At 40.3% G+C, this 23,373-nt stretch carries 27 protein-coding genes and 1 pseudogene; 3 read left to right on the forward strand and 25 right to left on the reverse strand.

Features of this window, described 5'->3' with window-relative positions; genetic code table 11:
• Window positions 1-85: 85 nt before the first annotated feature.
• From NSU15_RS15775 to NSU15_RS15870, 20 genes and pseudogenes are all read right to left on the reverse strand, one after another.
• Window positions 86-862: a sulfite exporter TauE/SafE family protein gene (locus tag NSU15_RS15775; protein ID WP_076120554.1), complete on the reverse strand. Its 777-nt coding sequence runs from the start codon at window positions 860-862 to the stop codon at window positions 86-88.
• A gap of 66 nt (window positions 863-928) precedes the next feature.
• On the reverse strand, window positions 929-1,156 hold the full coding sequence (locus NSU15_RS15780; RefSeq protein WP_076120553.1) for a sulfurtransferase TusA family protein: 228 nt from the start codon (window positions 1,154-1,156) through the stop codon (window positions 929-931).
• 52 nt (window positions 1,157-1,208) lie between these two features.
• Window positions 1,209-2,342, reverse strand: a complete 1,134-nt coding sequence (locus NSU15_RS15785) for an MBL fold metallo-hydrolase (RefSeq protein WP_076120552.1) — start codon at window positions 2,340-2,342, stop codon at window positions 1,209-1,211.
• Window positions 2,343-2,422: 80 nt separating this feature from the next.
• Window positions 2,423-2,818, reverse strand: a complete 396-nt coding sequence (locus tag NSU15_RS15790; RefSeq protein WP_042128048.1) for a DsrE/DsrF/DrsH-like family protein — start codon at window positions 2,816-2,818, stop codon at window positions 2,423-2,425.
• A 17-nt stretch (window positions 2,819-2,835) separates the two neighbouring features.
• A complete protein-coding gene (locus tag NSU15_RS15795) occupies window positions 2,836-3,399 on the reverse strand; it encodes a sulfurtransferase TusA family protein (protein WP_076120551.1) in 564 nt (187 codons plus the stop codon).
• 51 nt (window positions 3,400-3,450) lie between these two features.
• Window positions 3,451-3,746: pseudogene (locus NSU15_RS15800) on the reverse strand (rhodanese-like domain-containing protein).
• A gap of 5 nt (window positions 3,747-3,751) precedes the next feature.
• Window positions 3,752-4,099, reverse strand: a complete 348-nt coding sequence (locus NSU15_RS15805) for a rhodanese-like domain-containing protein (protein ID WP_076120550.1) — start codon at window positions 4,097-4,099, stop codon at window positions 3,752-3,754.
• A gap of 12 nt (window positions 4,100-4,111) precedes the next feature.
• A complete protein-coding gene (locus NSU15_RS15810) occupies window positions 4,112-4,591 on the reverse strand; it encodes a DsrE/DsrF/DrsH-like family protein (protein WP_076120549.1) in 480 nt (159 codons plus the stop codon).
• Between the two features lie 61 nt (window positions 4,592-4,652).
• On the reverse strand, window positions 4,653-4,913 hold the full coding sequence (locus tag NSU15_RS15815; protein WP_042128058.1) for a metal-sensitive transcriptional regulator: 261 nt from the start codon (window positions 4,911-4,913) through the stop codon (window positions 4,653-4,655).
• A gap of 201 nt (window positions 4,914-5,114) precedes the next feature.
• Window positions 5,115-6,992 (reverse strand): asparagine synthase (glutamine-hydrolyzing), encoded by a 1,878-nt coding sequence (gene asnB / locus NSU15_RS15820; RefSeq protein ID WP_076120548.1) that lies wholly within the window; start codon window positions 6,990-6,992, stop codon window positions 5,115-5,117.
• Between the two features lie 148 nt (window positions 6,993-7,140).
• Window positions 7,141-8,079: an alpha/beta hydrolase gene (locus NSU15_RS15825; protein ID WP_339286644.1), complete on the reverse strand. Its 939-nt coding sequence runs from the start codon at window positions 8,077-8,079 to the stop codon at window positions 7,141-7,143.
• A gap of 278 nt (window positions 8,080-8,357) precedes the next feature.
• Window positions 8,358-8,582, reverse strand: a complete 225-nt coding sequence (locus tag NSU15_RS15830) for a DUF896 domain-containing protein (RefSeq protein ID WP_042128064.1) — start codon at window positions 8,580-8,582, stop codon at window positions 8,358-8,360.
• A gap of 61 nt (window positions 8,583-8,643) precedes the next feature.
• Complete coding sequence (locus NSU15_RS15835; protein WP_339286647.1) at window positions 8,644-9,099, reverse strand: MarR family transcriptional regulator; 456 nt, start codon at window positions 9,097-9,099, stop codon at window positions 8,644-8,646.
• 107 nt (window positions 9,100-9,206) lie between these two features.
• Window positions 9,207-10,304, reverse strand: coding sequence for a HAMP domain-containing sensor histidine kinase (locus tag NSU15_RS15840; RefSeq protein ID WP_339286649.1), 1,098 nt, complete (start codon window positions 10,302-10,304; stop codon window positions 9,207-9,209).
• Window positions 10,305-10,386: 82 nt separating this feature from the next.
• A complete protein-coding gene (locus NSU15_RS15845) occupies window positions 10,387-11,025 on the reverse strand; it encodes an ABC-2 transporter permease (protein WP_339286651.1) in 639 nt (212 codons plus the stop codon).
• A 17-nt stretch (window positions 11,026-11,042) separates the two neighbouring features.
• Window positions 11,043-11,678 (reverse strand): ABC-2 transporter permease, encoded by a 636-nt coding sequence (locus NSU15_RS15850; protein WP_339286653.1) that lies wholly within the window; start codon window positions 11,676-11,678, stop codon window positions 11,043-11,045.
• The gene (locus NSU15_RS15855) at window positions 11,671-12,540 is read right to left on the reverse strand and encodes an ABC transporter ATP-binding protein (protein ID WP_339286655.1); all 870 of its coding nucleotides are present in this window, start codon (window positions 12,538-12,540) and stop codon (window positions 11,671-11,673) included. The genes NSU15_RS15850 and NSU15_RS15855 overlap by 8 nt, the downstream gene beginning before the upstream one ends.
• A complete protein-coding gene (locus NSU15_RS15860) occupies window positions 12,537-12,917 on the reverse strand; it encodes a GntR family transcriptional regulator (protein ID WP_042188506.1) in 381 nt (126 codons plus the stop codon). Before NSU15_RS15860 ends, NSU15_RS15855 begins: the two co-directional genes overlap by 4 nt.
• A 159-nt stretch (window positions 12,918-13,076) precedes the next feature.
• Window positions 13,077-13,754, reverse strand: coding sequence for a succinylglutamate desuccinylase/aspartoacylase family protein (locus NSU15_RS15865; protein ID WP_339286657.1), 678 nt, complete (start codon window positions 13,752-13,754; stop codon window positions 13,077-13,079).
• Between the two features lie 128 nt (window positions 13,755-13,882).
• Window positions 13,883-15,181: an alpha-glucosidase/alpha-galactosidase gene (locus tag NSU15_RS15870; RefSeq protein WP_076120542.1), complete on the reverse strand. Its 1,299-nt coding sequence runs from the start codon at window positions 15,179-15,181 to the stop codon at window positions 13,883-13,885.
• Window positions 15,182-15,435: 254 nt separating this feature from the next.
• Between NSU15_RS15870 and NSU15_RS15875 the strand changes: the two genes are divergently transcribed.
• Window positions 15,436-16,299: an AraC family transcriptional regulator gene (locus NSU15_RS15875; RefSeq protein WP_339286660.1), complete on the forward strand. Its 864-nt coding sequence runs from the start codon at window positions 15,436-15,438 to the stop codon at window positions 16,297-16,299.
• Between the two features lie 11 nt (window positions 16,300-16,310).
• Here NSU15_RS15875 and NSU15_RS15880 read toward each other — a convergent pair whose 3' ends face one another.
• Complete coding sequence (locus NSU15_RS15880; protein WP_339291367.1) at window positions 16,311-16,853, reverse strand: GrpB family protein; 543 nt, start codon at window positions 16,851-16,853, stop codon at window positions 16,311-16,313.
• On the reverse strand, window positions 16,832-18,055 hold the full coding sequence (locus tag NSU15_RS15885; protein WP_339286662.1) for an MFS transporter: 1,224 nt from the start codon (window positions 18,053-18,055) through the stop codon (window positions 16,832-16,834). The genes NSU15_RS15880 and NSU15_RS15885 overlap by 22 nt, the downstream gene beginning before the upstream one ends.
• 176 nt (window positions 18,056-18,231) lie before the next feature.
• On the opposite strand from NSU15_RS15885, the gene NSU15_RS15890 reads away from it, so the two are divergent.
• Entirely contained in the window at window positions 18,232-19,011 is a 780-nt protein-coding gene (locus NSU15_RS15890; protein ID WP_339286664.1) for a GNAT family N-acetyltransferase, read from the forward strand.
• A 24-nt stretch (window positions 19,012-19,035) separates the two neighbouring features.
• Window positions 19,036-19,209 carry a hypothetical protein gene (locus NSU15_RS15895; protein ID WP_339286666.1) on the forward strand — a complete coding sequence of 58 codons (174 nt, stop codon included), beginning with the start codon at window positions 19,036-19,038 and terminating at the stop codon, window positions 19,207-19,209.
• Between the two features lie 215 nt (window positions 19,210-19,424).
• Here NSU15_RS15895 and NSU15_RS15900 read toward each other — a convergent pair whose 3' ends face one another.
• The 3 genes from NSU15_RS15900 to NSU15_RS15910 form a co-directional block, all read right to left on the reverse strand.
• Window positions 19,425-20,609, reverse strand: a complete 1,185-nt coding sequence (locus tag NSU15_RS15900) for a response regulator (RefSeq protein ID WP_339286667.1) — start codon at window positions 20,607-20,609, stop codon at window positions 19,425-19,427.
• The gene (locus tag NSU15_RS15905) at window positions 20,590-22,371 is read right to left on the reverse strand and encodes a sensor histidine kinase (RefSeq protein ID WP_339286669.1); all 1,782 of its coding nucleotides are present in this window, start codon (window positions 22,369-22,371) and stop codon (window positions 20,590-20,592) included. Before NSU15_RS15905 ends, NSU15_RS15900 begins: the two co-directional genes overlap by 20 nt.
• Window positions 22,372-22,449: 78 nt before the next feature.
• Window positions 22,450-23,373 (reverse strand): carbohydrate ABC transporter permease, encoded by a 924-nt coding sequence (locus NSU15_RS15910; protein ID WP_231573787.1) that lies wholly within the window; start codon window positions 23,371-23,373, stop codon window positions 22,450-22,452.

A 23,373-nucleotide genomic window follows, 5' to 3' on the forward strand; every position in this document is an offset into this window, starting at 1 on the left:
ACGCTGTACAATTCAGGCGTCATCTCCTTCAAGTTTCCTATATTACAAAAAAATTCGCATTAAGCACTAGATAGTAGACTTACCTTTATAATAAGTCAATCCATATTTTAATAGCAGTAGCTAAAATCAATATCGCTAAGATAGCTTGTAAAGCTTTGGTATTCAATTTTTTACCGACTTTAGCTCCTAGTGGTGCTGCCAGAAGACTAGCAATAACCATAATAATTGCTGGCAAGTAATCGACTTGTCCTGTCATTAGCTTACCAACACTTCCTCCTATAGAGGAGATAAATGTAATGGCTAAACTCGTTGCAATCGTCATTCGCGTTGGAATTTTAAGCACAACCAGCATAATAGGCACAAGTAAGAATCCACCTGCAGCTCCAACAATACCAGACCCTACACCAACAATCATCGCTAGAACTACGGCTAAAGTTTTATTAAATGTAACTTTATCTAATGGAATATCATCTATTTGTTTTTTAGGTATGAACATCATAATTGCCGCGACTGTAGCGAGCATTCCATATACAACATTTACAGACTGCTCTGATAAATACGAAGAACCAAAGCTACCAATAAAGCTTCCAAGTAATATAGATCCACCCATATAGATGATCAGTGACTTATTGAGGTAGCCACCTTTACGATAAGCCCAAACGCCAGCAATTGATGCAAACAATACTTGTACCGCACTAATCCCTGAAACCTGATGTGCTGTAAAGGCTGCTATTCCGAATAGTGGTGGGATATATAAGAGCATTGGGTACTTAATAATCGATCCTCCAACGCCAAGCATTCCTGATACGAATGAGCCGATAAAACCAATTAAAAATATAACAACAATAAATGTGATATCCACACTTTCCCCTTCTTTCTATAACGATGGCGGGCTTCGATGATCGAAAACCCGCCTAAAATAATTACATTACGCTTTTTTTATATAAAATTTGAATACACCACCGTCTTCTGATTGTTCTAAAATGGTATGTCCACCTGCATTTGCCCAAGCTGGAAAATCTGAAAGTGCACCTTTGTCCGTCACATGAATCTCTACTACTTCACCTGAAGCAACGGAATCCATTGCCTTTTTTGTTTTAACGATTGGCATAGGACATGCTAGTCCTTTTGCATCTATTATTTTGTCGACTTTCATTTAAATAACCCCATTTCGTTTTTTTGGAAGCTGCTTAGATCATATTAATGAATTAACGAACTGCACAACGGTTTGGACCAATCTCCATTTCGGTTTGTTCCTCATAATCCGGAGTGATTTTCCCCATATTCACTTGACGAATTTGTTGATAAGCATTCGGTTGTGGTGGTAAATTATCAGTTACTATACTGCGGAACTCACTCTCATCTTCAATATTCAAACCATGATTTTCAGACAGCAAATCACCTAATCGTTTGGCAACCGTCCCGTCTTCATTCAATTCATCAATGATCATAAAATGTGCGGGTAGAACAATTAAGTCCTCTGCTAGTTCTCTATAACGACGATATAATGTTTCACGAAGATCTCCTACCCAATCCTCCGCAAGACCAGCAAGGTCAGGACGACCAATGGAATCGATGAATAGAATATCACCCGTCAATAGATACTTATCGTCTACTACAAAAGAAGTTGATCCGATCGTATGACCTGGTGAGTAAAGTGCACCTACATCAATGTTAGAAGCACCGATTTGAACCGTTAATCCATCCTCAAGAGGTGTATAGTCGAACACGACTTCTTCTGCATCTTTCGAAGGCAAGTAGTATGTTGCACCCGTAGCCTCTGCAATAGAACGCCCGCCTGAAATATGATCAGCATGTAGATGCGTATCGAATACGTGTTTAATTTTTATATTTTTCTCTTCTGCAAAGCTTGTGAATACATCCGTAAATCTGACGGCATCAAATAGGGCTGCTTCACCCTCAGAAATTACCATATAGGAAAGACAACCTTTTCCTAGACGTACGAATTGATATAATTCACCACTACCAGAAAGATCAGCTACTTTTATTGGCTCTAAATAACTGCTCCAAGATTTCATACCGCCTTCTAAATAACTAACAGATAGAGCATCACTCGCTTCATTCAACATTTCAGCCACCATAATCGAGGAGCCTTCTTTAGCACAAACAACTAATATATCTCTGTCGGTTGGAATTTGAGGTAAAATACCCTCTACACCATCTAATAATTCGAAATAAGGAATATTAAGATATTCGAATTGATGTCCTTCAATTTTCCAGTCTTCAAATGCATCTGCATTACGTACGTCCAAAATGAATAATGATTGATTTTCAATTACTTTACGAGCAACATCTGCTGCTGTCCATTTCATTACTGTCATCTTCAAATACCCCCATAGGTATAAATTTTGTTATTTTTTTAGTGAGAGAATAAATCCCTCACTAAGTCATTGCTTTTACTCTAAAAAGTTAATGATGGAGCGGCATCTTTGGCAAATTCAAGGAATGTAACGGCTCCACCCACTTCAATACCATCTACAAAGTCATCCTTTGTTAGACTCATAACATCCATAGTCATCTGGCAAGCAATGAATTTTACACCCAGCTCTTGTGCCATTTCAACTAATTGAGGAATCGCTGGAACATTCGCTTTAGCTAATCCTTCGGCCATAAATTCTTTACCAGCTGGCATGGAAAGCCCATGCATTCCTTGCTTATGAATCAAATTTAGCCCTTCAAATGTGAAGAAAATAGCTACTTCTTTATCTGAAGCTGCTGCTGCTGTTGCGATATTAAATACTTTATAGGCGTCGAATATACCACCGTTACTTGCGATAATTGCTACTTTGTTTGACATATTTAACCCTCCATAACTTATATTGATGTTGTTAAGTCGCCAGTCCAACCTGTCATACCTGGCAAGACGTTATACACTTTTTCAAATCCATGGTTTGCAAGCTTTTGTGCTGCGAGATCACTGCGTTTGCCAGTACGACAAACCACATATATTTCTTGATTTTTATCAAGCTCATTCATACGAGATTCAAGTTCACCCATTGGTATTGAATTTGCGCCTTCAATATGACCAAATGCATATTCTGCCTCTTCACGTACATCCAGAATATATCCACCATTTGCTGCACGCGAAACTAACTCTTCATTATCTATGATCTGCTCATGTGTCTTTTCTACCATTGCGTCATTTGAACATTTACGAATGTAATGAAATAACACATCTCCATCTTCTGTTGTACCAATATATTGATGACCAACAGTTTCTGACCAAGCTGCAAGATCGGCTTTAGATCCTTTATCTGTCGCTTGCACCTCTAATATTTGACCCTCTTCTAAATCGTTCATTGCCTTTTTCGTTTTCACGATTGGCATTGGACATGCTAGACCTTTTGCATCTAACATAACATCCGCTTTAACTGCCATTCTGAAACCCTCCTAAAACTCTATGGTTTATTTTTGAATGATATTTTAAAGCTATTCAACATTACCTTTAAAGGCCAGCATACCACCGACCATATTTGTAGCGTCATAGCCGTGATAAGTTAGAAATTCTGTAGCTTGCCCACTACGTCCACCTGAACGACATATGATAATATATGGTGTGTTTTTGTTTAACTCTTGTAAGCGAAACTCAAGTAAACCTAATGGAATATTGATAATTCCAGGAATGTGATCTTCTTGTACTTCAGCAACCTCACGAACATCGATTAGATTTAGCTTTTCCCATTTTTTATGCTTTCTTGAACTTCTTGAACGGTAATCTCTTTCATTCCACTCATCCTCTCCACGCATTCATGCCACCATGGACATTAGTAACGTTATCGTATCCTAATTTCTTTAATTGTTTACATGCTTGATTACTTCGCATTCCACTTTGGCAAATGACGACTATATCCTTACCTCTAGGTAACTTTGACAAGTCAGAACCAAGTGGAACATTTTTGAACTGGACTATATGACGACCACTGTATTCACCTGGAGTTCGAACATCGATGAATACTTTATCTTTGTCAGTTAATATCGTCTTCAGCTGCTGGGCAGTAATCCTCTTTACGCCTTTTGAGGGTAACTTGCGCCAAATAATAAATAACATGAGGATACCAATAACAATTGCTGCCTCCATTATTCACCTCCCTTAGCCGATAAATAGATTGACATTTCCATTTTCTGCATCAGCCAGATATGCTGCTACACCCGCATACTGAACACCATCCAATAATTCTTCCTTTTGTAAACCCAATAAATCCATCGTCATCGTACAGGTTATTAGCTTAATCTCTTGCTCCTGGGCCATATCAATGAGTTGTGTTAATGTCAACGCATTATGCTTTTTCATGACATGCTTGATCATTTTCGGACCCATACCAAGCATTTGCATTTTGGAAAGGCTTAGTTGTTCAGCGCCACGTGGCATCATCATACCGAACATTTTTTCTAAAAATCCTTTTTTTACTTCAACTGGTGATTGTTTACGCACTGCATTAATTCCCCAAAATGTGTGGAAGATGGTTACTTCATGATCATAAGCCGCAGCACCATTTGCAATAATATAAGCAGCCATCGCCTTATCATAGTCTCCACTAAATAATACAATCGTCGTTCTTTTCTTTTCCATTTCGCGCCCCTTTACCCATACTGGTAGGGGTATATATTTTCTAAAAATATAAAGCCGAAAATTATCGGCTTTTTACGAGTAGATTAACTGCTTCTTGAATAGAATCATTCATTATAGATTGATCGCCTTCCGCGTTTTGCACACATTCTACAAGATTTTCACTTACAATGACACCAATCGTATGATCTAATCCAGATCTTACAGCGGAAAGTTGTGTAATGACTTCTTTGCAATTTTTACCTTCATCCATCATACGTAAGATGCCTCTTATTTGACCTTCCATACGTTTGACACGATTTATCACTTTGCTATCGTATGTCATACACACACTCCCTTCTTTATTAATATTCGCTAACGTTCTTACAAAACCTATCTTATACCCTACGGGGTATAAAGTCAATAGCTATTTTACTTAAATTTGTACTATTTCACAATTGGTTTACGCTGGGTAGGATTTCATTGATTCGATTGCGGAGGTCCATTAGCCCCCATCGTAATCATCGTTGCAATATCGTCGATGCCATTACAATGCAGCACTGCTTAATTGCTTCAGATCTTCTTTTATAAAAAGAGTGTACCACACGGAAAAAATATAAATTAACCATATTCTACGTGAATAGTCACCTTTATTACTCTTATGCTGATTAAACATCTCTTCGACGATATTCATATTAAAGATTTCTTCAATACCGCTATAGCGTATTTGCTCAAACATTATATCCGAAATTGGGGTCTTAAGCCAATCACGAATCGGTACGGGAAATCCTAATTTTGGGCGATTCACGATAGCATCCGGAACGATTCCTTCCATAGCTTTACGCAAAGCAAGTTTTGTTGTTTTGTTGCCAATTCGATTGGATACAGGAATTTTACTAGCTGTTTCGAAAACCTCTTTATCTAAAAACGGTACTCTTAATTCTAACGAATGCGCCATCGACAGCTTATCTGCTTTTGACAAAATATCGCCAGGCAACCAAAAATTCATATCAATAAACTGCATTCTTGTCGTAGGGTCAAGGTGTACTGTCTTATCATAAAAAGGCTTAACGATATCGGTGGGATGTAAAAAGCTATTATGAGCGTGTATCGATTCGTGGAGCAGGTTCATCTTTCCGCTTTTGTTAAAGATATTAGCATTACCGAAAAAACGTTCCTCTAAAGGTGTCAGCCCCCGAAGTAAATAGTTCTTTCCATAAAAATGATACGGATATATAGACAATGATTTACGTAACGAATCCTTTATGAAGTTGGGCATCCATGTGATGGGTCTTAATGCATCTGGCTCTTTATAGATTCTGTATCCTCCGAATAATTCATCAGCGCCTTCCCCTGATAGGACAACTGTTACATGTTCTTTTGCAAGCTGATTAAGATGATAGAGCGCAATGGCGGAAGGATCCGCGACAGGCTCATCTAGATGCCATACAGTCTTCGCTATACTATCAAAAAAGTCTTTTGCCGATAGGATATGGAAATAATGATCTGTCCCCAGCTTGGCTGCGGTTTGATTGGCAATGATCGTTTCATTGTTCACCCCTTCAAACCCAATCGAAAAGGTTTTGGTTGATTCTTCTGCTTTCATCATTGCAGCTATAGCTGTGGAGTCAATTCCACTAGACAAAAAACACCCTCTATTCACATCACTTTGTAAATGAAGGTTTACTGACTCTTTCAATTTCCACTGAATTTCTTCCGCATAGTCTGCTAAAGATCGTTTTACCGGATGAAAATGGGGCTCCCAATATTTCTCGATCTTCATTTCACCATCCGAGTTAACAAATACACGCTCTGCAGGTCCTAATTTATGAATATGTTCAAACATCGTATCCGGTTGCGGCACATACTGAAAAGTTAAGTAGCTAAATAAACTTTGATACTGTAGCTTTCTGGGCACCCCTTGCACTGCAAGGATGCTTTTGATTTCCGAAGCAAATAAAAGGTTATTCTCATCTTTGTAATAATAAAAAGGCTTGATGCCAAAATGATCTCTAGCAGCAAAAAGAGTCTGTTCCTTAACATCCCAAATCGCAAAACTAAACATTCCGCGTAAATGATGGACACAGTCCTTACCATATTCCTCAAATAAATGCACGATAACCTCTGTATCTGATTGCGTTTGAAAGTGGTGTCCCTTTTGCTTAAGCTGATCTCGTAGTGTTTTATAGTTATAGATTTCACCATTAAAAACAATCCAAAGGGTACGATCTTCATTCGTCATCGGTTGATTGCCATCACGTAAATCTATAACGGATAATCTACGAAAACCCAGCCCAATTCGAGAATCAAGCCATACACCCTCATGATTAGGACCTCGGTGGTTCATTGCCCCTGTCATTTGTTTTAAGGTTTCTTCATGTGGGGGTTGTCCATTATATTTTAATATTCCTGCTATTCCGCACATACGATTGTAGTCCTTCCTATACTAAAGATTAAGGTTTAGAATGCCCACAATTGCATTGATCAATCATCATTTTTTATTGCATGTCATTCATATAAAAAAACGTCGAACAATTCATTAAATGAATCGTTCGACGTTTTCTCATTCACTCTTATTTTATTTCACTCATGAAGCTTCTGAAATTCTCCACGATTTCTTTCGATTTAGTATGGTGTAAATAATGATCGCCTTCAAGCAGCAGCATCTTCCCATGTAAAGAATCTTTGATCTGTTCTTCATGTAAAGCTTCCCAGCCTTCAACATCCGAATTATCTTTTACTAAGAAGAAGATTACAGGCAGATCTTTGGGGAACTTTAAAGTTTCAGCGACATTGAAGTTGCTCGGGAAATGATCTGCTTCGCTAATGATGTTTGGGTTCATCATGTTTTTAAGCGTAATCATCCTATTTTGCTCTTTGGTTTCATCATCAACACCTGGTGGTGTAATGATTTGATCAGGCGAGAGTTTAACCAGCAATCTGAAGATGCCTGATTGTTTAAGTGATTTTAAGGCTGCAGTTGGAAGCTCCTCGCCTGCTCCTTGTGCCGGTACACTGCTGTCAATCCCCACGAATGCACTAACTTCGTTTTTGTATTTGTTCACATAGTCTAGACTGTAAATTCCGGATATAGAGTGCCCCATCAGAATATAACGGTCTATATTTAATTGTTGCAAGCATTCATGTACTTCACTCACAATATTTTCAATACTTCGTTCTTTTTCAGTGATATCACTTAACCCATAACCAAAAGGCTCAATGACAACCACTCTGTAAAATGGAGATAACTCGTCAACTAATGGCTTAAAATCAATACCTGGCGCTGCAGTTCCGTATCCTGGTAATAATACGACCGTCTCTTCACCATTTCCATGAATCGTGACGTTCATGTTCTTCCCGTCTACAGGTACAAGCTGACCATAGGGCTCGATTTTACTTTTCTCCAATTTGTTGCAGATCACATTGACTGTAAAAACAATGGCTAGAAATAGCACTATAGCTATGGCTATTACTCCAATTGCTTTAAGTAAAAAGAAAAATGCCTTTTTCATCTGTTAAATCCCGCTCCCCCACTTATTTATTTCTTCTCATCTGTCCATTTCATTGTAGCAATGCAGTCTTAGATCCTGTGAAACACAAGATTAATTGGACCTTAACTTTCAGCATCAGCTAACGAAATTCAATTAAGATTCCGTTAAGATAACTGTTATAATTATGTTCCCTATTCCGTTCATGGATAACAAAAAAACACCTTTAGAGATTCGCTGATTAGCCCAAAGGACCATTCAACGATATTCTAAAGGTGTACATTCACTTCATTAGATAAGGATTAGTTCAAGCTTTCTTTACGCGATAAACGAATCTTTTCAGGCGTAACATCATTTCCCTCAGGATCTACAATCGTCACTCCTGAAAGACTGTTACGAACTTGTCCACGTATTTCACGTAGGTAATCTTCACGCAAAGCGATCTGCTCGACCCATTCACTTTTTGTCAGGCCTTCTTCACGTTCTTTCCTGGCTAGTTCGTTAATACGAGTCAAACTGTTAATCATCTATATTCCTCTTTTCTAAGTTTTGATTAGCTTGCTAATGGATGTGATGCGCAGTTCCATGTTAAGATAAATTATTCGCCATTTGTTTCATAAGCCTTCTTAATAATAAACGTTCTTCGGGTAGAATTCCTGTTAATAATTTATCCAGTTGCTTATTCCATATACGTTCCACAGGTTCACAGAGATTACGCCCGGCTGGAGTTAGATACACTCGGCTTACTCTGCCATCTTCAGGATCTCTTTTTCGAACAACAAACCCATGATTTTCAAGTGATTTCACCATATTTGTAATGGTTGGAGGCTCACAATTCAGACTTTCGCTTAACTGGATCTGTGTCATTCCATCTGATCTCCATAACCGGCATAGTAACTGTTCTTGGCCCACATGAAGATTAAGTTCTCTAAGCAGCGCTGCATAATCTCTACGCATTTCCGCAGAAATTCTATCCAGTAGTTCTCTTATCTCATCTTCAATCACAGCTTGTTCCCCCGAACGATCTTGCAAATTTATTAGCATGCTAATTATATCATGTTTTTAAGAGGATTTCAAAGGTTGATGATTTTTAGATATCACCCACCAACGAATCCTCTTCAGGATGGCACTTCATGGTATAGAAGTGGTCTTCAATTACTGTTTTTCGGGAGTCTCACTTCAAAGATTGTCCGCACCACACTGCTATGTGCAGATACAGTTCCATTATGCTGCTCTACTATATTCTTAGTAATAAACAAACCAAGTCCCGTGCTTCCTGTTGGATGTGATCGTGCACGATCACCCGTGTAAAACATATCAAAAATACGTGGCAGCTCTTCCGGCTCAATACAATTACCATAGTTAATCACCTCAACGACTACCTCGTTAGCGTCAAAGTAACCATGAATATCAATAAATTGACCATCGCTTCCGTATCGGGACGCATTCGTAAGAAGGTTCTCAAATACACGTGCTAACAATTCCCCGTCGCCGTATATCTTCAAAGATTGTGTCATATCCAATCTGGAGGTTAGACCGTTTTTCTCAAAGACTGGATATAATTCTTCATTTAATTGTAAGAGAAGCTCACTGAGATCAATCGAGGATTTCTCAAGCTTAAGCTTGCCATAGTTCATTCTTGTAATTTCAAACAGCTCATCGATCAATTTTTCTAAACGCTGAGATTTGGTATAAGCAATCGTCGTGTAATGTTTCTTTTGTTCAGTAGTTAATTCATCGTCCCTTAAAATAAGATCCAAATAGCCAATAACCGAGGTTAGGGGTGTCCGCAGATCATGTGCCAGATTCAACACGAGCTGATCTTTACTGCTCTCGGCAATGTCTCCCCGCTCAATAGCTTCTTGCAAATTCTCAATGGCTAAATTGAGATCTTGTCCAATCATTCCAAATTCATCTTTGGAGGGTATAACCACTCGTTCTGTGAAATCACCTGACGCTAGCTGATGAATTCCCTTAGAAATTTCCCTGAAGTATTTGGCATACGGCTTAGTAAATAAGAAGAAGAATAGAATGGCTAGTGGTATAAAGATAATTAAAAATGTATTCACATCTCCAATATCTCTTATTACATAGCGAATTTTGGTTAGCGGGTTCTCAAATTTCACCTCAGAGTGATAATATCGCTGGAGCGCCTTATAGATTAAAAAGGTTATCCCACCGGATACTAGCATACTGGCCATCAGCAGCATAATCATTTTTGTACGAAAACTATAAATCATTTTAGGCATTGGTTGTATACCTTTCCCCTACTGTTTTATCTTTGTAGTGATAATGGTATATGAATTCTGCCTAAATCTCAAATCATTAAAATCACAGATCCTTCTTCTCAAAAATCCGCAATGAAATGAGATAAGAACAGCTGAGTAAGAACACGTAAGCAAGTCCTAGTACGATATAAGGAATAAAGCTAGACTTCACGCCAAAACTCTGCCAGTTCTCTAGGTCCGGAAACCATTGAAGCAAACTACCGATCACGTTCGGACCAACCATTATAATCATCATAAAAACGAGATTTACCACTTGTGCTCCTTTAGCCCCTAGCCAGTAATGGATCGGTAAATAAAGCATGGCCAGGAGTGGGAAAATGGCTATCGTAATGCCAACCTCTTGCCAAAAATGAGGGGTTACCTCTTTACCTGTCATAATAATCAGGAGATAGGTAAAAGCAGTTGCTGCCAGCCCAACAAGAGCATACGGAAGGATTGAGAAGTATTTGGCACGGACAAGCTCTTGTCTCCGTACAGGGAGATTAACGAGGAACCGTTGCGTCATCTGCTGAGTATCCATTGAACAAGAACTTATCAACAACAGCATGGGTGGCATTACCGTAAATAAACTGAAGCTATGATAGTTCGAGTACGCTATAAAAATAAAGAAAGGGATTAGGAGCATCAGAAGTTTACGCAGAAGAATGAAGTCTTTTCGAATAAGATAAAATGAATGATACACTATAAGTCCTCCTTAGCTTATAATTCTTCCCTGCTAAACAATCGTAGTGAAATCTTATATGAGATGTACAAGATGAATAGATAAACTATCCCTATCAAGCCTATCTGCACCAGATGATCCAGCAGCTTTGTGTGGGTCATTGTTAAGAAAAATGATGAATTAGTGAGTGAAGCTCCAGCACTTATCGTGGTTATCGTTACAACTACATTAAAAAGAATATTAAAGTGATAGTTCTTGTAACCAAGCCAATAATGGATCGGCAAATAAATAGACGCAGCTAAAGGGATCATAAATAATGTCAGTACTAGCGCCATCCAGTAGTCAGAGCCAATGGAATATCCAGATAGACCGGAGATCAGACACAACACTAATGAGCAACCCAAACCGATGAAACTATAAGGAATCAGTGATAAGTATTTAGCCAAGACAACCTCTTGCCGACTTACTGGTAGTCCCATAACAAATTTTCTGTAAAGATTTTGTGTATCTATAGAACAGGAATACACAAGCAGCAATAAAACTTGAAATGCAGCAAACATATTGAAGCTATCCATTTGCACATATGCAACGAACAAGAAACTCAAAAGAAATAAAGGCATGAAATTCCGCAGTAGAATAAAGTCTTTTCGAATCAGCAAATAGAGCTTAGACATGCAAAGCGCTTCCTTTTACCGTAAAATACATGATTTCTTCCAAGGTAGGTATTTCGCATATCGCTTGATCTTGAAAATATCGCGCCTCCTCAGAATTGTTGTTTAGAAGCCCCTCAAAACCAAGTGCCGTCTCTCTAATCCCAATGAAGCACTTCCTCACATCTCGATCAAGCAACTCCTTGTTGCCTTTTACCAGCATATATTTATTAGGTAGAGATTCTTTCATCTCATTAAAAACTAGCCGCCCCTCATTCACAAAAACAATATAATCCGCTATCCGGTCCAAATCAGTCGTGTTATGCGTGGAGAAAAGAATAGATTTCTTCTCATCCTGGATATGCTCACTAAGCAGATCAAGCAGCTCTCTTCGGAATATGGGGTCAAGACCTGCAGTAGGTTCATCCATGATGAGCAGATCTGCACCGTGTGATAAAGCAATGGCGAGCGAATACTTCATTTTCATTCCTTTAGAGAGCTCCTTAATCTTTTTCCGTGGGGAAAGCTTGAACATCTCTATGTATTTCCTATAAGTCTCTTTATCCCACTGACTATAAAAGGGGGCAATCATCTTACTCATCTGATCGATGGTTAATTGATCGTAAAAGTAGTTCTCATCGGAAACATACCCAATTCGATCTTTGTACTCTGCATTCTTTATAGACGTTTCTTTGCCAAAAATCTCGATATTTCCTTGATCAGGTTGTACCATACCCATCATCATTTTAATTAAAGTTGTTTTCCCTGCCCCATTGGGTCCAATTAGCCCCGTTATATATCCTTCCTTGATACCGAACGTAAGTTCGCATAGGCTAAAATGGCCATATTTTTTAGATATTTGATTCAATTGAATGACATCGTTCATTCTGTTTCCTCCTCATACAGCAATTTCAACATCTCACTGAACTCAGCAAAATCAATTCCTAACATTTTACTCTCGTCGATAATCTCCTTCATTTTGTTCTCCATAATCCGTAGCCGCTGTTCCCGAATAAACTCCTGATCTGCACCAGAAACAAAGGAACCTTTCCCCACAATGGAATTGATAAGGCCTTCTCTCTCCAGTTCTTCGTAAGCTCGTTTAGTTGTGATTACGCTAATCTGCAGCTCTTTGGCTAACAGCCGAATAGAAGGTAAAGGCGTACCTGAAACTAACTCTCCTTGTAGGATCATCTGGCGGATCTGACTTACAATCTGAGCATAGATGGGTTCACCGGAAGTGTTGGATATCAATATGTTCATGAACTCGTGCCCTCACTCCTAGTTTATGTGTGTTCAATGTATATATGTAATATATACACTATACTCATTGTTGTCAATGATCTTTCAAGCCCACAAAAACAAGCCGATTCCCATGAACTTAGGGTCAGCTTGCTTGGCATTCAGCGTATCTAATCATCATCACATCAACCCAGCGCTTCTTAAAAAACGGCTAACAATGTCTATCTGATAGCGAATGCGAAGATCACGATCAAGACTCCAGCAGGTTTCCACAGTAAATGCCTTCGCCCCTAAAATACGGGAGACGGCTGCACGTGACGAGCCGGGTCGCTCTCGTAACCGGATATTAAAATGATAGGATGGATTTGCAATCGTACGGTTAATGTCTCTTATGATCCGTCTTGCTGTAGCCGTACCTCGGCTCCCCGGCTTAATGATAATAGTCTGTCCGAGTCGCTTAGGATTTCTTTGAGACAAACCATTAGCTTCATGGAGATCAAGGTACCAGGTGGGTCGATACCGCCGTACTAATTGAAGTAAGGCTACGGATAAAGGATGTTTGGCAGGAGCATTCCGAGTGCGTGGAAACGTTCGGTTCAAATCCGGCACGCCTCGAATTCGTTTGCGATAAGCTTTTTGATTCATGAGAGGGACTATAATAAGAATACCTCGGTAAATATATAGTTCTCCTTGTCTCAAGCGATTCACGAGGTTTTGAGCGGCACGAATGCTTGCCGTTTCATTCCCGTGTATGCCGGACACCACCATGAACACAGGACCAGGGAGCATTCCTCTGATCACATAATAAGGGGTAGCATGGGATGTGGACGATGCTAGGGTATAATTCTCAATGATCATTACGCTTCACCTCCGCATTTAGGTGTCCATATATGTGTATTCCGATGTACCCCAGTTGTCCTAGACAGTTAAGCAAAAAAAGCCTGATTTCTCAGGCTTTAGGCTTTAAAATTTTAGAAATATGCAATTTATTTATACGCCGGCAACCAATCTCCATGAGCTGTGATTAGTTCATCACACATATTTGTAATGTCATCCATCGATAATTCAGCGGCAGTGTGCGGATCAAGCATGGCTGCGTGATAAATATGCTCCTTCTTATGAGTAATCGCTGCTTCGATCGTTAACAATTGTGTATTAATGTTCGTACGATTCAGTGCGGCGCACTGTGGAGGAAGATCTCCTACGAAGGTTGGCGTAACACCACTGCTGTCTACTAGGCATGGGACTTCAACACAGGCTTCTTTCGGCAAATTGGTGATGAGTCCGGTATTCATAACATTACCGCCTATTTTGAAAGGCACATTCGTTTCGATCGCTTCCATGATGTAGGACGCGTATTCATGTGAACGTTCATGCTCAAGCTCTTTGTTATTCACCAGTTCTTCACGCATATGCTGCCAGCGTTCAATTTGATCTACACAGCGGCGCGGATACTCGTCGAGCGGAATTTGAAACCGTTCAATAAGCTCAGGGTAATTGCGTTTAATAAAATAAGGATGATATTCTGCGTTATGTTCCGAAGACTCTGTAATGTAATAACCAAATTTGAGCATCATTTCATAACGAACCATATCCCCGTGGTGCTCTTTCTGCTTCTCGGCAGCGCGTCGTTTGATTTCCGGATATAAGTCCTCTCCGTCCTTCGTAACCTCGAGTAGCCAAGCCATATGGTTAATCCCGGCAATCTTAGCCTGTACACCAGTCTGATCCAGTTCTAGATGCTCAAATAAGCCTGGAATACAATGCTGTACACTATGACATAAACCCACAGTCTTTACACCACCATAAGTGTTCATCACATTGGTCAGTACTGCCATTGGGTTCGTGTAGTTCATAAAGAGTGCATCTGGGCAAACCTCTCTTACATCTGCAGCAAAATCAAGCATGACAGGTATAGTACGCAAGTTACGGAAGATGCCGCCAATACCAACCGTGTCTGCAATCGTCTGACGCAAGCCATATTTTTTCGGAATTTCAAAATCTGTAATGGTACAAGGGTCGTAACCCCCGACCTGAATTGCATTAATCACATATTTCGCTCCGCGCAATGCTTCTTTACGATCTGTATAAGATTTCACGATACAAGTGCTGCCACTACTTGCTTTTATATTACTCAGCATATTCTCGGAATCTTTCAGGCGCTGAAGATCAATATCATATAGGGCAAGCTCAAAGCCTTGAAGGGCTGGAGTTCTCATGCAATCTCCTAAAACATTCTTTGCAAATACAGTACTACCCGCTCCGATAAATGTAATTTTGGACATATGAAATATTCCTCCTTAGATTGTGAGTTCTTCGGGTTCAGCATCTCTATCCATTCTTTAATCGTAATGATTTTCCCTTATAAACACTGGAATATTAGAGGCTCCCCTTCTTCTCTCTTCAATATTTACTATAAATGAGAGCGATCTCAAAGAGTATGGAGAAATACAATTCATATATGGATATTTGTTGCATTTCACTGATCCATCCTATACTCTAATTGTAGTTCAAATCTCTTGTAGGAGGTCGGAAGCAAATGGCTTCAGAGCATTATCTTTTTACTGAAGGATTTAATCTAGCGCCTTATGATCCTGATCTTTCCGTATTGTTCAGCGGAGAAGGCAAACCGCTCCCCGGACATAAGATAGGTCTATCTGTTCACGATTATTGCCTTATTCATACCGTTATTGATGGAAAAGGTGTGTTTGAGAGTGAAAGTAACTCGAGGGTCTGTGTTAAAGGAGATACCTTTGTTATTTTTCCAGGTTCATTATTCAGCTATCAGGCAGACAGGAATGATCCATGGACTTACGTATGGGTCGCCTTGCAAGGGGATGCCGTTCAACAGCTATTAAAGGAAGCGGGGATTACACCGGATAAGCCGTTAATACACTTAGATAACCTAATAGAGATACATAACTTGTATGAACATATTCGGTTTTCCTTTCAACAGTCTGCCTATCCACGTCTGGAGAGCTTAGAGGCTTCTGGGTGGTTGCGTCTTCTGGTGCACAAATTCGGCATAGAGAACATATGTTCCCTACCCTCACAATCAGCACAATTACCGGATGTTATCGACCGTCAGATCGATCAAGCGATCCGCTGGATCACCCTCCAGTTTCATCAACAGATCAGTATTGACCATATGGCCTCCTCTCTTGGCTATCATAGAGCTCATCTCTCTAAGGCTTTTAAACAAAAGATCGGGATGTCACCCAAGCAGTATTTGTTAAAGGTTCGCATGGATAAAGCAAAGGAACTGCTTGGAGGAACGCTCACCATTGACCAGATATCCTCTTCGGTCGGTTTTAATGATGCGTTATATTTCTCCAAGCAGTTCCGTAAGTGGAGCGGCATGTCCCCCAGTGAATTTCGATATCATCTTCGTTCTGGTACATGATTGCTCATGGGTTATTTTATGACTTTGGATAAAATCGAGGTGACAAACGCTGTCTTCGCTTCACAGTAAGCATCAATATCGTAGCGGTATTGCTCTGCCAAACGCTGTTTGAGCTCTGCGTACGCTTGACGCGCAGGCACATTCGAACGAAGATAGTCTCTGAATGCGATATGCTCCAAGTACCCTTTTCCATTCTTAGGGCATACATACAGATGATATTTCATAAATTCATCCGCTTGACGTCTTTTGAAGGCTTCTCTGCCCTCTATTCCCAAGTTCCCTTGATGTTCATATCCATGCAGTTGTAATCGTTCAATGATTTGTGGGAATACTTCGTAACTATCCATTACAAGATCAAGATCTATGATAGGTTTAGCAGCGAGTCCTTCAATGGAGGTGCTGCCCACATGTTCAATCGTAATAATGAGATCTCCGACATAAGATAACAACTGATCTCTAATTTTATTGAACTCTACCTTCCACTCTGGGTCATACGGGACAACTTCTACGACTTTCGTCTTCTGAGCGATACTTATGCACCTCCTGTGTGTAATGCCTTCTTCTCAATTCCTCTATAGACTAACCATATGCATAAAGCGGCTACAATTAGCATTCCACCCATCAAGCAGACACCACTCCAGCCCCAATGCTGCCATGCAAAGCTTCCTAGTGTTGATCCAATTGCGCCACCTGTAAAAGTACTGACCATAAAAACAGTATTAATACGGCTGCGTGCCGCGGGCTCAAGTGCATAGATCCGCGTTTGGTTACTAACCTGTGACCCTTGTACTCCAAGATCCAGAATAATAACGCCGGCAATCAAGCTCCAGATTGTAATTCCAGCTAAACCGAAGAATCCGTAAGCAATCAATGTAAGCAATAGCAGTATACCTACAATCTTCTTCGGAGCGATCCTGTCGGCTAACCTCCCGATAAATGGAGCACCCGCAGCACCTGCTACACCAATTAACCCAAACAATCCTGTGATAGAACTACTGTAGTGGTAAGGTTCTCCTTCCAGAAAGAATGCCAGTGAAGTCCAAAACACACTGAAGCCACCAAACATGCAAGCCCCAATCAGTGATGCTTCACGTAACGTCGAATATCTACGAATCAAATTTCCCATTGATTTCAGTAGATCCGTGTAGGATGAATTATTTTCTGGTTTCGTCTTTGGAATTAGTTGGTATAAGATAAGAGATAACAATAGCATTATAACTGCAGCAATCCAGTACATCGCTCTCCAGCCGAACATATCACCTATAATTCCGGATATTGTTCTTGCCAGCAAAATGCCAAAAAACAACCCGCTCATTACGGTTCCAATAACTTTACCTCGTTCTTCTGGCAAAGCGAGCTCTGCTGAGAGCGGAATGATGACCTGCGGTACTACCGTAGTTATGCCAATAGCAAAACTGGCGATATACATCCAGACTAGGTTTTGGGCTGTGGCGAAACCAACCAGTGACAAGGATACAGCAATTAAAAGTCCCGAAATTAATGATCTTCGTTCACGAATGTCGCCTAACGGAACAAAGAGTAACATCCCTAGCGCATAACCGATCTGAGTGAGCATCGATACATATCCTACTGCGTTAGATGAAGCTTGAAAAGTTCGTCCGATATCGGCCAGAAGGGGCTGATTGTAATACATATTTGCGACGCTTAAACCAGATGCAATGGCTAATATAAGTATGAATTGCTTGGTTAGGCCTCCTCCTAAACGAACTGCAGCGGGTGTGATAGATTGTGTCATGAAATTCTGTGCCTCCGATTACGTATGCTGCATCAAACAGCAAGCTTTATTTTCCTAATACATTATAGCAGTCACTGTCAAGCTAACGTCTTTCTGCGATTTAATAATCATTCCAAAATACATTATCTACATAAGTACAATATAAAGTGAAATACATAGAGCGAGGAGTAAATAACATGAACCAGAATGACCGAATTTTGCTCAAATTGCGCAAGGAACCATTGAAGAATGTCAGTTTGTTAAAAATGATGACCTCATTTCAAGAAGTCATGAAGACGCATCTGTTAGAGCAAGGAGATCAATGGGGCGTTTTATTGCTTCTTCCTGCCTCAGCCTACGCATATGATCATAGAGTATATCCTCAAGCGGATTACATCGTATTTATGGATTACAGCAGCCCAGATGTATTTCCGGCTCTATTTCAGCTGCTGCCTTCGCAAGCAAAGTTTGTTTTTAAACTGCAAGATCTGAGGTACAGGGAGGCATTATCTTCACATTTTTCAATGGAGAAAGTCCGAGGGTTCTACTCATATAGTACAACGGAGGGACAAATCTTTCCGAAAGACAAAGAAGTTGTTATCAGTCATGCGGTTGATGAAAGATTACTTCCGCTGTGGGCTGCTAATCATTACACTAAAGACGAAATAGAAGACTATTTTCAAACTGGTGCTTTTTCCGTGTCAATCTTCCTTGGGAACAATCCAGTCAGTACTTGCTTAGCGTTCCGTAATGAAGAGACCATTTGGGAAATCGGTGCAGTACATACTTTAGAATCCGCTCAAAGAAATGGGTACGCGAAAAAGGTGGTCCGAACAGCCCTACAAGAAACACTAGAACGTGGATTTATTCCACGCTATCATGTGCTTGAAATCAATCATGCGTCCATCGGATTAGCTGAATCCATTGGACTCGTTCCTTGTGTACAGCTTGAACACTGGATTAACTACATCCAATAACTTGCTTGATTGGAGGTGATTTGAATGAGCTACCAACCGAACGAGCATCAAAACTATTTCCCACCGCCGCCCCTACCAACGCCAATGAATGGCAAGTCAATTGCCGGATTCGTCTTAGGTGTCCTCTCCATAATCGTTCCTTATATCGGATTTTTGTTAGGGATTGTAGCAATTATACTTTCTGCCCTCTCCCTATAGGAAATTCGGATACGGTATGAGCAAGGAAGAGGTTTAGCTATCGCGGGTTTGGTATGTGGTATTGTCGGCACTCTACTTTACGCCATATTAATTTTACTTTTTCTTTTGTTTGTATACGCAGCAGCCAGTTACCCCTCTTACTAATCCACACATAAAAGGATCTCTGTAGCCCACCGAATGGCTGTTGAGATCCTTTTGCTTAACCTATGGATAATTTAGTATGCTCCTTTGTGAAGCTGCTGACGATATTCCGTCGGAGTTAAGAGGAACCGCTTGCGAAACATCTGTGTAAAATGTCGCATGTCCTGATATCCAATACGTTCAGCGATTTCTGCCACCTTAAGCTTCGAATTCACTAACAGCAGCTTCGCTTGCTCTAATCGTAAAGATGTAACGTACTCCTTATACCCCTGACCCGTTTTCTGTTTGAATAATTGACTAAAGTAGACCGGATTCAAAAATACAACAGACGAAATCTTTTCCAAACTGAGGTCTTCGTAATAGTGTTCCTTTACATATTGCAATGCGATGTCGATGGCTTTTTCACCGCTTCCTTTCGCAGGTGTTAAATCCAATACTTGCGAATTCGCGGCCTCTCTTAAGCTCGTTACGAGCTGGGGGACAGAATTTATATCATAGCTAAGTCCGGAATGAATCATTTGGAAGGGTATTTTTAAGTATTGCTTCAAATATGTCCGCCCATCATCCAGAAAAGCTTCTAATCGCGCCTCTTCCCTTAAGGTGATTAAGCCCAGCAAACTCTGTCGATCGTAGCTGACCACAAACCCGCTCCCGTCTCGCTCTATCAGCTCAGTTAACACGTTTTCAACAATAAAATGTTCTATTCGAACGTTTTTATCACCCGCATCCATTTGCAGCAAAATTAAGTAGAAATACTGATGATCTTCTATCAATTGACTGATATCTAAATTACCGAGATTAAAGCCAGATGCGAGTCTCTGAAACACACCTTCTCTTAAAAATTTCAGACTTGACCTTAATCGGTCTTCATCTTTAATGAGCTTACGATCCTGCTCAATTTCTTGCGTTAAGTTACTGATAATCTCAAGTAGCTTACTTTTTCCGATCGGTTTAAGTAAATAATCTCTCGCCCCAAGACGAACAGCCTCCTGCGCGTAAGCAAACTCACTATGAGCAGAGATGACTACCCATTTGACATAAGGATACCTCCGCTTAGAAATCCTCATGAACTCCAAGCCATTCATACCGGGCATAAGGATATCTGTTAAGACGATATGAATGGAGTGTTCCTCCATAATCTTGACAGCTTCTTCTGTTGACGCTGCAACATGTACACAATAATCTGGATAAATACTTCTTATAGTACGCTTGATCCCTTCGCGGATCACCCGTTCATCATCAGCTATGAGAATGTTCACGACTACGCTCTCCTTCCTGCGGAATCGGCAGCACGATAGCAACCTCGGTTCCCTCTCCAGGTAAACTTCGAATCACAAGCCCATAGGATTCTCCGAACATATGCTGGAGCCGCTGATGTAGATTCTGAAGACCAATCCCCATTTTTCCATTTTCTTTCGTTGATGGCCGATCCAAGGATTCCACTAATGCATTCAGCTTCTCTGCATCCATACCTTTGCCATTATCCTGAACGACGATGTTCAGCACTCCAGTTTCTTCAAGTATACTCACCTTCAGAATACCTTGACGATCGAGCGATTCCAAGCCATGTTTTACAGCATTTTCAATGACCGGTTGTACAGTCATCTTGGGAAGGCGAACCTCAAGCCATCGTTCATCTATATTTATCTCAATCCGTAGACGACCTTCCAGCCGGATAGAAATAATATTTAGATAGTGCCCGATTTGTTCCAGCTCTTCTCGTAGCGTGACTTCTACGTCAACTTCCCAATGACTGCTGTACCGAAACATAGAAGATAACGAGAGCACAAGCTCGCCTAGCTGCTCATTCCCTTCCTCATCCAGCATCCAATAAATCATATCCAGAGTATTGTATAGAAAATGTGGGTTCACTTGAGATTGCAAGGCATGAAGCTCAGCATTCTTCTCACTGACGGAAGAAAGTTTTACCCGCTCGATTAGTTCTTCGATCCGGCGAACCATCCGATTAAACGAAGCAACAAGAATATTAATCTCTTGATAAGATGAAACATTCACCATTCCCCGAAAATTACCGATCTCCACTTGCTTCATCTCTCGAATCACCTTTTTAAGCGGCAAAGAAATCGTTCGTGAAACAATAGAAGCTATCAAAGTAGAGACGAGAACAAGAATCGAAAATACAATGAACAGATAACGTTTCATCTCTACCAACTCAACATTTAGATCACGATTAGGAGTGATACTAAGCACCCACCAACCGGAGAAGGACAGTTTAGAAGCGACAAGCAGACGATTGGCTGTCTGTTCGACCACAACATTCTGGGAGTTCTGCAAAGACGGTAGCTGAGTTAAATCAGGTTCCTGATCTTCGGCAGAGGATACGAATCGCCCATCCTGCGACATTAAATACACCTGGCTATGCTCACCCAGCTTCACATTATCAAGCGCATCTAGAACAGGCTTCGGATTCGTTTCGTACAGAACAATGCCAATTGGTTTATGTTCATTGAGATCGTAAATCTGACGGCCGAAGGCAAACACAGGACTATCCTCCACTTGATCGATAAGAGAATGTTCATAGACGCCGAGCCAGACCATTTTACCGGAGGAAGCCTGCAGCTGATGGTACCAATCTTCCTTCATATAATCGGGATCAACCACATTCATATAGTTTCCGTAATTATAGATCTTACCTTTATCTGTAATGACATGGATACCAACAAGATCATCCCGAGAATAAAATATAGCGCCGAGAATATTTGTAATCGTCTGTTCATTGATATAGGCTACAGCGGGCTCATTGCTTGTTTCATTTATCAGACGTATTAATTCAAAGTTATTGCTGAGTGATTTAGAGAGACTGTCATACCCCTTGTACAGCAAGCTGAATAGATCCGCCGTCTGAGCGACATTTTTCTGCGACAAATCGCTTATTTTTTCATGAAACTGTACGGTTGTCCGGTTGTAATAGAGTAGACTCACAATTAATAGAATGCTAGACATACAAAAAAGAAACAGCAAAAACAATCGATGGTGAATGGAATGAAAGCTATTTCTCAAAAAAGGCTTCCCTCCTCCAACTCATCTGTCCAGCTGCTCCTTCATTATAATTCCATTTATATGTTTTGCAATACAATATTAGCCTTTTACTGCCCCTGCTACCATTCCTTTTGTGATCTGGTTAGATAAGAAGAAATAGATTAAAATGACGGGCAACGCACCCATAACTAGAAAAGCACCGATATTCCCATAGTTTACAGAATACTGACTAACGAACGTGTAGACGCCAAAGGGCAAGGTTTTCAATTTCTCGGAGGAAATGAAGGTTGCCGCTAAGATATATTCATTCCAAATGTTAATAAACGTTAGAATACATACTGTCATGACCGGCGGTATAGAGACCGGAAGAATAATCGTGCGGAAGATCCGATATACGCTTGCCCCATCGATAAACGCCGATTCTTCGATTTCATGCGGAATACTCTTCATAAACCCACTTAGAATAAACACTGCTATAGGCGTTGAAAAAGCTACATAAGGCAATATGAGCGACAAATGCGTATTTAGAATATGCATATTTTTGAAAATGATCATCAATGGCAGCAAAGTGGCCTGCATGGGAATCATCATTCCCATTAAGAATATCGTCATGACCAAGTTGCCGTAACGCCAACGAAAGCGAGAGATCGCATAAGCTACCATCGAGCTAAGCAGAATGACGAAGATCATTGTTACACCGGTAACTATAACACTGTTGGATAAATACTTTAGATAACTACCGGCTTTATAAGCTTCGCTATAGTTATGCCACTGAAATATTTTAGGAAACGAGAAAAAACTTCCTCCCAAAATCTCTTCATTAGTCTTTAAGGAATAGAGCATTAGCCATAGAAGAGGATATAGCTGGGTAACGACAGGAATCGCAAAGAGAAGATACACGAGTCCTTTTTTAAAATATAAGAACGTATTAGTTTCACGGAATACATTATTCTTATATTTCTCGCTTAAACGCTTACCGTCCTTGTAAGGACGCTTTGGGCGTTTATGCTTGACATTCCGCAT

The sequence above is a fragment of the Paenibacillus sp. FSL E2-0201 genome (assembly GCF_037963325.1).
Lineage (GTDB): Bacteria > Bacillota > Bacilli > Paenibacillales > Paenibacillaceae > Paenibacillus_AQ.